Source organism: Candidatus Acidiferrales bacterium (assembly GCA_036514995.1).
Taxonomy (GTDB): Bacteria; Acidobacteriota; Terriglobia; order Acidiferrales; family DATBWB01; genus DATBWB01.
In genome coordinates, this window is the sequence record DATBWB010000022.1 from 1 (window position 1) to 9865 (window position 9865).

A 9865-nucleotide genomic window follows, 5' to 3' on the forward strand; every position below is an offset into this window, starting at 1 on the left:
CTCCCCCGTCTCCGGATGGTCGTTCAGCCGCGGCGCTCCCCGGTAACGCTCCGCCACCAAGGGGCGGTCCTTGGGATATTGCTCGGTGTAGATGTTCCGAGGATGTTGCGAGCGAAACGTCACCCAGAGACCTTTGAGAAGGTCCAGCAGGAGCATCCGGCGCAGCAGAAGTTTGAAACTCATCCCCTTCGTCCTGACCTGCTTTTATTCTAGGGATTCGCGTGCCCACAAGCAAGTTCGGTCAAAGGGAGGGGCTGCCCAAGTCCTTGCGACTTGGTAGAGCGCGGCAGGCGGCCCGCCGTGGACCGCCTGCCGGCAGAGGTTCAGGCTGAGGGTTGAAACTACGGTTAGGGTTTCGGCAGCTTTTCCTTTTTGGTGGCCGGACGGGCGGCGATAGCCGACTTTTCGGCTGCGGCCTCTGCGGCCACAACTTTCGGCGCCCAGAAATCGGGGTTGACGGCAAGGTATTCTTGCGGGGGAGCGCTTAGCTCCGGCCGAATCCGCCAGACGATGTTTTCGCTGCGTTCCACCACCTCGGCGATGGTCGTCCGGAAGCGATTGGCCTCTTCCGTACCGAAGGCTTTTTCGATGACATTGCCCGGATCGTAGTCGAAATCGCCAAAGGCTCCGGCAGTAGTGACAATCACATAGCTGGGCGCGCCCCCGCTAAGGGTCTGAGAAACCGTAAAGTGGGCCTTAGTGTCGAGCTTCTGGTTGGCCTCGATGACCTTCTTCACCAGATACTCAAAATCAGGCCCGCGCCCGGGGCGGATCGTCAGGTAAGAGGCGCGGGTTAGCCTGGCTCTGGCCAGGTCATTCTGGTCGGCCCTCAGGCTCAGCTCCGGTCGCATCCTCCGGAAATAGATCCGGCTGCTCAGCTCGCACTCGGATGCGGTTTTGAAAATGTTCTCGGCTTCCTGTTTGCCGTAAGCCTTTGTCAAGATTTCCCTGTCATTCGGAAGCTTGTCCAGGTCACCCCAGCTCTTGCGGAAGGAAACAAAAGCAATGGTGTTGTAATCGCCGATCTGTTGTTGAATGGTTATCCAGTTTTCGCCGCCTTCCTTGCGAAAGGCGTCGGCCCACTGCTTCGCCAGCTTTTCGTAGGTGGCTAACTTGTCCGGCTTGATCTTCGCGATGTACACGTGGACATAGCCCGGCGGCGTCGGCGCCTGCGCCAAGACAAGGCCGGCAGCAAGGCACACAAACACAACCAAGCTCGTAAACTTGGCCGTTAACCTCACGGAACACCTCCTCAGGTGCGCTTATTCTCGGAAAGGAATGCCAAGACAATAGCCTGTGGGCGAGACAAAGTCAAACGATCCCGGATTATTTCCGCGGGATAGGATGAAGGGCGGTGGGTTTGCCGCGACAGTCCGGCGGATGTATGCTTTTTGCGCGGAAGGAAGGTTAAAATGGCAAATTCTGGCGCCGGCTGCATCGCTTGCCGGAGGAGAACTCGATGAGGCGAATGTTGCCGCACCTGATGATCCTGGCTCTTTGCCTTGCCTTTCTGCCCACCGCGCCAGCGCAGGCGCCGCCGGCCGACCTGCGCGTCGCCGACCTGCGCGCCAAACTCGGCCGCGAGCTGAATCAGATGGCGGCCGCCTTCGACGGCGTCATGGGCATCACGGTGAAAGACCTGACCAGCGGCGAGACTTTCCTCGTCAACGCCGATACCGTCTTCCCGCAGGCCAGCTCGATCAAGATCCCCGTCCTCCTGGAACTGTTTCGTCAGGCGCAGGCCGGCGCGCTTGGGCTCGACGAACGCGTCGAAGTGAAACGCGCGCAGATGGTGGGCGGCAGCGGCGTCCTGCAACGCTTCGGCGACGGTACTTCGGCCCTTTCGCTGCGCGACCTCGCCGCGGTCATGATCGTGCTCTCCGATAACACTGCCACCAATATCCTCATTGACCGCGTCGGGATGGCCAACGTCAACGAAAACCTCAAGCGGCTCGGGCTCACCCAAACGCGCCTGCAACGCAGGATGCTCGATACGGACGCGCAGCGCGCCAGCCGGGAAAACCTCTCCACGCCGCGCGAGATGGCCACCCTGCTTGAAATGCTGCACCAGGGCAAGGCCCTTGATGGCACGCACACTGCCGCCGCCCTCGAAATCTTGAAATACCCCAAGGAGACGCCGCTGCGCCGCGGCCTGCCCGAAAACGTGGCCCTTGCCAATAAGCCCGGCAGCATTCCCGGCGTGCACTGCGACTCCGGGATTGTGTTGCTCACCGGGCGGCCCTATGTCATCTCGGTGATGACCACCTACGCCAAGGACAGCGACGCCTCCGGCCGCGCCATCAGCGACGTCTCCCGCCGGGTGTTTGACTACTTCGAGCGTCTGGCTCGGTCGAACGACTATGGCGCCCGGCTGCCTTGACATGGGCGAGGCGTGAGTAGGGTGGATTCCAACGAGTTTTTCGAGCGCCTCGAGTATGCTAGAGTGACTGATGAAGCGGAGGGGTGCCAGAGCGGTTGAATGGGCCCGCCTCGAAAGCGGATAGGCCGGTTAACCCTGGCCTCGTGGGTTCGAATCCCACCCCCTCCGCCAGAAACTTTGCTCGTCGTGCTTGCCCCTCAGGAGCGATGGGCTTCGAGCCCGTCACGATTATCGGGCTAATTCCCGATACCCCTCGAAGGCGGGACGCCAGAGCATCCCCGTGTCCGGAGATTATCACCAAGGTAGGGTGAGTTTGGTTTGTTCGAGCTTGTGAGAGCCTCCAGACTGAGGCGGCTCCTTTAACCAGCGTTATCGAAACGGTTAGCCCCACCAAGTACTAGAACCGTTTGAAGATAGGCAGCGCAGCCGCGTTTTTCCCGTAACCCTTCGAGACATCAACCACTTGCGTCCTAGAGCAATTGCTAGTACACTGAACTCGAGTTACGCTCGGCCTTCCCCGGAAAGGGCGGAATGGCAGAGACCACCCGGATCTCGGCCGAGACGGCAAAGTTTCTTCGTTCGCTTCAGAGGCTGCTGAAATCCGCCCAACTTTACTCTCTCACTCATCCCCAGGTCGCCGGCGCCTTTGGCAAGTGCCTGGCCGATCTTCGTCCGGCCGTGCGCGAAGCCCCGCTGACAGTCAGCGTGGCTGACGGCCGTCTCTTGGTCAACAGTCAGCCAACCGAAGAAGGAATGACCTCTCAAGCCCTGGTTCATTTCTTGTCCCAGCATAGCCTCCTGAGTCTAACTTTCGAGCCTGATCCCCGCGAAGCTGATTTCCGGGCCTTCATCGAGGCTTTGAGCGTCCCCGTGACCCCGGGCCAAGGCACACAACAAATCGAGGCGAAGCTGCGAGAAGCCGGAGTGCAGTCGGTCAAGGTGAATGCCATCCGCTACGTTGCCACCACCGTGGGCGAGGAGCGGCAGAGTGAAGAAGCCAAACTGGTCGGGACGCTGCTGAGCGATGTCCTTCGACCGGAACAAGCCGAGCGCATCGGTGGCATGCTTCAGGACCCCCGCAAGACAGTTCAATTGCTCTCGGCCGCTCTGATGGCCAGGTACCAGGGGCTGGGCTTTGATCTCAGCCCTGCCGCCGGCGTTGCGAGTGGCTCGATGGCTGGATGGAGTGTCCCGACTGGTGCGAACAGCCCGGCAGAAGCTTCGATCTCAGGGACCACCCCGGGGACAGGCGGTTCAGGCGGAGCGGGCACTGGGAGCGCAGGGTCAGAATGGCTGACGCCCGGTAGCGGCTCCGGCAGCGGGCCTGGCGGAGGCGGCTCAGGAGAAGGTTCGAGTGGCAGCGAAGGAGGCGGCGGTGGCCCGTGGGCATCGCCAGGAGGTGCTCCATCATCCGGCAGCACCGGAACGGACGCCGGTCTTGCAGGAGGGACTGGCCACGGACCGCCCGGATCGGGTGGAGGCCAGGGCTTGCCCGGGGGCGGCGCTTCTCCGGGGACAGGCGGTGGAGGAGGTGGCTATGATGGAGGTGGGGTCGTGGGTGGCGTGCCGGGTCTTCCGGGCGGGCTGGGGACGGGGGCGTGGGGTCCGCTGGCAGATGCTTCTCTAGCCACGATGCTTTCCGAAAACGAAGTGGTGGACATGGTGCGGCTCTTGATGCGTTTGGGCGGACAAGTTTCCGGAGCGGCAAGCGCTCCACAGGCCTCCATGGCGTTGCGCGAGACAGTTGGGAATTTGGAGGTCAAGCCCGCTGCTGTCCTGATCAACCTTCTGGCTCAGGCTCCTTCCGATACCGGCGAACGCAACACCGCCCAAATGCTGGTGGACCTGGCCGAAAAGCTTGCCATTCGCTATGCCATCGGGCAATTGGAGCGAGGTGTACAGCCAGCCGAAGCAACGCGCCAACTGATCAACCGCCTGGCTCAGCAAATCATGGCCTTGCGCAAGGGGATTTTGTCGCGCGACCTCAAGCTGCGCGAGGCGGGCGTCACCCTGGACAGCTACCCCGAGGAATTGGATCGAAAATTCTGGCTTGGAGTGGCACCCTCGACTCGCACCCGTATCCTGCGCAGCCCGGAGGCCTGGGCGATACCGGCGAAAAATATTCGCCTCCATCTGGAGGACCTGCTTGCCAACGGCAAGGAGCGCGAAGTGCGTTTTATCCTCCAAAACTACGCCGCCTGCCTTGCTTCACCCGAAGCGGAAGCCCGCCGGCGAATCGCCGTGGGCTTGCCGGATCTTCTTGACCTGGTGCAGCGCGTCGCTACCCCCGACCTTCTTAAACAGCTCAAGCAGGTCCTCTTGGACCGCCTGGAGCAAGAGGCCACTCCCGCGATTTCGAAACCCATCAGCGCCATGCTGGCGCAGATCGAAGAGATGGCCTGGCGGCGGAGCGAATACGAGATCTCTCAGGAGATCCTGAGCGCGTTGCAAAGGTACTCGGGCGAACCAAGCGAGCGCGGCCGCAACTGCGCGACCCTTTTTGAGGAGTTGACCCAGGACAATAAATTCGGCGACCGCCTCCAGTCGGTCATCACCTCCCGTAGCCCCGACATTGGCCGAGCGCTGCAGGTCTTTTCCCTGCTTCCCGAAAAAACGATTCACCTGGCCATGGATCTGGCCGATCGCGAAAGCAATCCGCTTCGCCGCCAGGGCATAACCGAATTGATCGGCGGGCTCGGGAAGGCGGCCGCGCCCGTCCTCCGCATGATGCTGGTTTCCGATCGCAGGCGGACGGTCATGACGGCTCTCGAATGGCTCGAGCGCGGCCATCCAGAATCGATCCTCGAAGCCTTGCCCCTCATGGTTGGCAAACGGGATCCACAAGTGCAGTATGCCGCCCTGACGGCTGTCATCCACCGCGATGTTCCCGGCCGCGTTCGTATCCTGATTGAGATATTGCCGCACTTGCACAAGTATGTTCAGCCGCGAGTGATGGATGAGCTCGGCATGCTCCGGGAGAACGACGCGGTCGATCTCCTCGTCCAATATGCCACCGGCGCCAAATTTGCCGATGAACCCTACCTGCGCGTGAAAGCCGTTGAAGCTTTAGGGCGCATTGGAGCCGAGCGCTCGGTCGAGCCGCTCATCTGCATCCTGAGCGAACGAAGTTTCATGTCCAGCAAGCATCCCCCGGAACTTCGCATTTGCGCGGCAGAAGCTCTCGAGCGAATCGGCGGGGAGAAAGCGCGACAGGCCGTCGCCCAATTCATCAAAGGGGAAGCCGCGGCTGAGATCAGGTCGCTGCCCTTGACGGAAGAATCCAGTTGGGTGGATCGTCGCGGGGGCCGGCCTCGCAAATATCGCCGCATGAATCTGGAAGTTAGGTTGTCGGCCACGCTCCAGAGCGCGGAATCCCGCATCACCGCCACCGTGCGCAACGCTGGACTCGGCGGCGCTTTCTTTGAGTCGGGCGAGCGCTTTCCCGTCGGGACAGTCGTAACCCTGACGCTTGGCTCGGGCCTCCGGCCGGTCCATGCCACCGGCATGGTGCGCAGCGTCCGGCCTGCCGGTCTGGGCGTGGAATTTGTTTCGATGGATCTTAAAGAACGCGCGCGGTGGAGAAGGTTTCTGCGCGCCCGAGCCGCCACCAAGTAGGGTCGCGGTATCACCGGCCGCGGTTGCTTCCTCTCTTCGCCCGTCCACGCTTGCGCAATCCGCCTGTGGCCACGGGGGGTTCTACCCTTCCGCCTCCTCTTCGTACCGCGTCTTGAGGGCGAGAACGGTTGCCGGATCGGCCAGCGTGGTGGTATCGCCGAGCGTCTTGCCTTGAGCGATGTCGCGCAGCAGCCGGCGCATGATTTTCCCGCTGCGCGTCTTGGGCAGGTCGGGGGCGAAAAGGATTTTCTCCGGGCGCGCGATGGCGCCGATCTTTTTCACCACATGCTCCTTGAGTTCCTCAGCCATGTCGCCATCGCCTTTGTACCCGTCCTTGAGGGTGACGAAGGCGGCGATGGCGGTGCCTTTGATCTCATGCGGGATGCCGACCACTGCGGCCTCAGCGACGTGCGGATGATCCACCAGAGCGCTTTCCACTTCCATCGTCCCGATGCGGTGGGCGGCCACATTGAGCACGTCGTCCACCCGACCCAGCAGCCAAAAGTAGCCCTCCTCATCGCGCTTGACGCCATCGCTCGTGAAATAGAGGCTGTCCTTCCATTTGCTCCAGTATTGTTGGCGGTAGCGTTCGGGATCGCCGTAGATGCCGCGCAGCATGGCCGGCCATGGACGAGTGAGCGCAAGGTAGCCGCCGCCAACCTCGACCCGATGGCCGGCGTCGTCAAATACATCGGCAGCGATGCCCGGAAAGGCTTGCGTGGCTGAGCCGGGCTTCAAAGTCGTGAGGCCGGGCAGCGGAGAGATCATGATCATGCCGGTTTCCGTCTGCCACCATGTGTCCACCACCGGACACCTTTCGCCGCCAATGTTTTTGTAATACCAGACCCAGGCTTCCGGATTGATGGGCTCGCCCACCGTGCCGAGCAGGCGAAGGCTGGAGAGATCGTGCTTGGCGGGCCACTCGGTGCCCCACTTCATGAAGCTGCGGATGGCGGTGGGCGCAGTGTAGAGGATCGTCACGCCGTATTTCTCAATAATCTGCCAGAAGCGATCGCGGTCGGGCCAGTCGGGCGCGCCTTCATACATGATGACCGTGGCGCCGTTGGCCAGCGGGCCATAGACGGTATAGCTGTGGCCGGTAACCCAGCCGATGTCGGCCGTGCACCAGTAGATGTCATCTTCCTTGAGGTCAAAAACCCACTTCATCGTCGCATAGACACCGGTGAGGTAGCCGCCGGTCGTGTGGACGATGCCCTTGGGTTTCCCGGTGGTGCCTGAGGTATAAAGGATGTAGAGCATGTCCTCGGAATCCATGGGCTCGGGCTCGCAATAAGCCTTGGCGTCCTGCATCAGCCGGTGATACCAGTGGTCGCGGCCCTCCACCACCCGCAGCGGAAAGTCCCCGCGCTTGATGATGATGACGTTCTTGATCGAGGGGCAATCTTTCACCGCATAGTCGGAATCATGCTTGAGCGGCAACAAATTGCCGCGGCGGTAACCGCCATCGGCGGTAATGAGCAGCTTGGCCTGGGCGTCCTGGATGCGATCTTTGAGCGCTTCCGCGCTGAAGCCGCCGAAGACCACCGAATGCACCGCGCCAATCCTGGCGCAGGCGAGCATGGCAATCGCCGCCTCGGGAATCATGGGCAGGTAGATGGCCACCCGGTCGCCTTTGCGAATGCCGAGCGATTTGAGCACATTGGCGAATTTGTTCACGTCGCGGTAGAGGTCCCGGTAGGTGAGCGTGCGCTGATCGCCCGGCTCACCCTCCCAGATGATGGCTGCCTTGTTCTTCCGCGGGCCCTGGATTTGCCGGTCGAGACAGTTGACGCTGGCGTTGATCTTTCCGCCCACGAACCATTCGGCGTGCGGCGGCTTCCAGCGGAGCACTTTTTTCCACGGCTTTGCCCAGACCAGCTCCTTGGCGAACTTCTCCCAGAATTTTTCCGGATTGCGGGCCGCAGCCGCATAAACGCCGGGGTCTTTCACCACCGCCTTCTGGCGAAATGCCGGTGGCGGCGCGAAGGTGCGCCCTTCAACCAGAAGATTGGCCAGCCCCCCCGCAGGCGGGGCCAGCGTGTCATGGGAACCCTTCGCAGGTTTTTCTTTCACGTCAACCCCCGTCGGTCGATTTCTGCGATCCTGTCTCTGGAGCTATCGCACGAGGAAATTCTTCTCCCCCGGGGCGCGCCTCACGCCTCGCTGTCTTCTACAACTGCCCCGGAGGAACTCGAACGTGCGTATGATAGCAGAACTTTCTTGGCCCGCGAAAATGCGCTCGGCGGATGACAGCCGCCTAGCCGCTTGTTAGAATCCTCCTCCGAACGAATCGACCGTTTTCCTTCGAGGTGTGTCATGACCAAGGACGAATACTACCACTGCCTGATGGAAGCCTATCGGCCCGCCGAAGCGATGATCCGGATAGTCCCGCGCGATAAGCTCGACTGGCGGCCGCGAGAAAATTTCATGAGTTTCGGTCAGCTCGTCTCTCACCTCGGCGATGGCCTCGGCGGCCCGTTGCGAAATCTCATCTCAGGCAAGTGGCCTTTCACGATGGAGCAGTTTGAAGAGATGACGAAGCTCGAAAACTGTCCCTCTTGCTCCCCCGAAGAAGCCCTTGAAAAACTCAACAAGGACAAGAAAACGCTGAAGGAAGTCCTTGCCGGAATCAACGAGCAAGAGTTTTCTTCCAAGATGGTTTCTACTCCCTGGGGCTGGCAAGGAAAGTGCGAGCTCATCTCGATTCGTTTCCTCGAACACTTCCTCAACCACAAGATGCAGTTGTTTACCTACTTGAAGCTCATCGAGCTTCCCGTCAATACGGCCACGCTCTATTCCGGCGCATCGGGTGACTAGCTTCAGGAGGTTGCGTCTGGCCGGTAACCAATGGGCCCGATAGCGTCGGCCACCGGCATACTCAAAGCTCAAGAACACTCGGAGGTACCACAAAGGCGGGCATTCAAGTTGAGGCCTGGTCGAGGAGTTCCACCACGTGCATCACCTGCTGGCCGGTTCGCGCCCGGGCGACGCCGGCGCGCAGTTGCAGCATGCAGCCGGGATTGGCCGTCAGCAAGACGTCCGCCCGCGTTGCTTGGGCATAGATCATTTTTTCATCCAGAAGGGCGAGAGAGATTTCCGGTTGCTGCACGTTGTAAATTCCGGCGCTCCCACAGCAATGGTCGGCGTTGAACATTTCCACCAACTCAACTCCCGGAACCATGCGAAGGAGTTCCCGCGGGGCGTCCTTGATTTTCTGCCCGTGCGCCAGGTGACAGGAATCCTGGTAGGTCACCCGCAGTCGCGTCTCGCGCAAGGATTGTGTCAGGCCGACCGCGGCCAGAAATTCGGTGACGTCCTTCACCTTGCGGGAAAAGGCAGCGCTGCGCTCGCGCAGATCGCCATCCACCGGGAAGAGCGTCTCATACCCTTTGAGGGTGGAACCGCAGCCGGCAGCATTGGTGATGATGGCGTCAAAGGACTCCCCAAGAAAAACCTCCATGTTCTTCCGCGCGAGCCGGCGGGCCAGATCGCGCTCGCCGGCATGCACGGCCAGGGCCCCGCAGCAGAGTTGCCCGGAAGGGATCACCACCTCGCAGCCGTTCTTTACGAGCACCCGCACCGTCGCTTCATTCAATTCGTTGAACATGATCTGCGCCAGGCATCCGGCAAAAAAAGCGACGCGAAATCGCCGGCGTCCTAGCGCCGGAAGCGTTTTCCCGAGCCGATCAAAGAAAAACCGGTCGCTCACCGGCGGAAGAAGGGCTTCGGCATCCTTCATGCCAACCAGCGAAGCAAGACGGGTGGCCCGGACGAGGTCTTGCATCCCTGAATGTTGGTAGAAGCGAAGGAGCCGGCCCAGCGCTCGGATGCGCTTCGGGTGGGGAAGCAACTCATGAAAAACCAGCCGGC

The 9865-nt window shown here is 61.2% G+C and carries 9 protein-coding genes and 1 tRNA gene; 5 read left to right on the forward strand and 5 right to left on the reverse strand.

The window, feature by feature from the left end:
- Both VIH17_01845 and VIH17_01850 read right to left on the reverse strand, forming a co-directional pair.
- A partial coding sequence (locus VIH17_01845) for a hypothetical protein (GenBank protein HEY4681975.1) occupies positions 1-183 on the reverse strand: 183 nt, incomplete at its 3' end.
- A 164-nt stretch (positions 184-347) separates the two neighbouring features.
- Positions 348-1241 carry a hypothetical protein gene (locus VIH17_01850; GenBank protein HEY4681976.1) on the reverse strand — a complete coding sequence of 298 codons (894 nt, stop codon included), beginning with the start codon at positions 1239-1241 and terminating at the stop codon, positions 348-350.
- Positions 1242-1468: 227 nt separating this feature from the next.
- On the opposite strand from VIH17_01850, the gene VIH17_01855 reads away from it, so the two are divergent.
- Positions 1469-2380 carry a serine hydrolase gene (locus VIH17_01855; GenBank protein HEY4681977.1) on the forward strand — a complete coding sequence of 304 codons (912 nt, stop codon included), beginning with the start codon at positions 1469-1471 and terminating at the stop codon, positions 2378-2380.
- A 77-nt stretch (positions 2381-2457) separates the two neighbouring features.
- Positions 2458-2551: transfer RNA gene (locus VIH17_01860), tRNA-Ser, on the forward strand.
- Between the two features lie 633 nt (positions 2552-3184).
- Here the strand turns inward: VIH17_01860 and VIH17_01865 are convergent.
- Positions 3185-3472, reverse strand: coding sequence for a hypothetical protein (locus tag VIH17_01865; protein HEY4681978.1), 288 nt, complete (start codon positions 3470-3472; stop codon positions 3185-3187).
- Positions 3473-3734: 262 nt separating this feature from the next.
- Between VIH17_01865 and VIH17_01870 the strand changes: the two genes are divergently transcribed.
- Positions 3735-4007: a hypothetical protein gene (locus tag VIH17_01870; GenBank protein HEY4681979.1), complete on the forward strand. Its 273-nt coding sequence runs from the start codon at positions 3735-3737 to the stop codon at positions 4005-4007.
- Positions 3935-5995 carry a HEAT repeat domain-containing protein gene (locus VIH17_01875; GenBank protein ID HEY4681980.1) on the forward strand — a complete coding sequence of 687 codons (2061 nt, stop codon included), beginning with the start codon at positions 3935-3937 and terminating at the stop codon, positions 5993-5995. Before VIH17_01870 ends, VIH17_01875 begins: the two co-directional genes overlap by 73 nt.
- 81 nt (positions 5996-6076) lie before the next feature.
- Here the strand turns inward: VIH17_01875 and acs are convergent, their stop codons facing one another.
- Positions 6077-8068 carry an acetate--CoA ligase gene (gene acs, locus VIH17_01880; GenBank protein HEY4681981.1) on the reverse strand — a complete coding sequence of 664 codons (1992 nt, stop codon included), beginning with the start codon at positions 8066-8068 and terminating at the stop codon, positions 6077-6079.
- 243 nt (positions 8069-8311) lie between these two features.
- Here acs and VIH17_01885 point away from each other — a divergent pair, with 243 nt between their 5' ends.
- Positions 8312-8812 (forward strand): DinB family protein, encoded by a 501-nt coding sequence (locus VIH17_01885; protein HEY4681982.1) that lies wholly within the window; start codon positions 8312-8314, stop codon positions 8810-8812.
- A gap of 103 nt (positions 8813-8915) precedes the next feature.
- Here the strand turns inward: VIH17_01885 and VIH17_01890 are convergent.
- Positions 8916-9865: (Fe-S)-binding protein (locus VIH17_01890; GenBank protein ID HEY4681983.1), on the reverse strand; the 950-nt coding region annotated here is incomplete at its 5' end.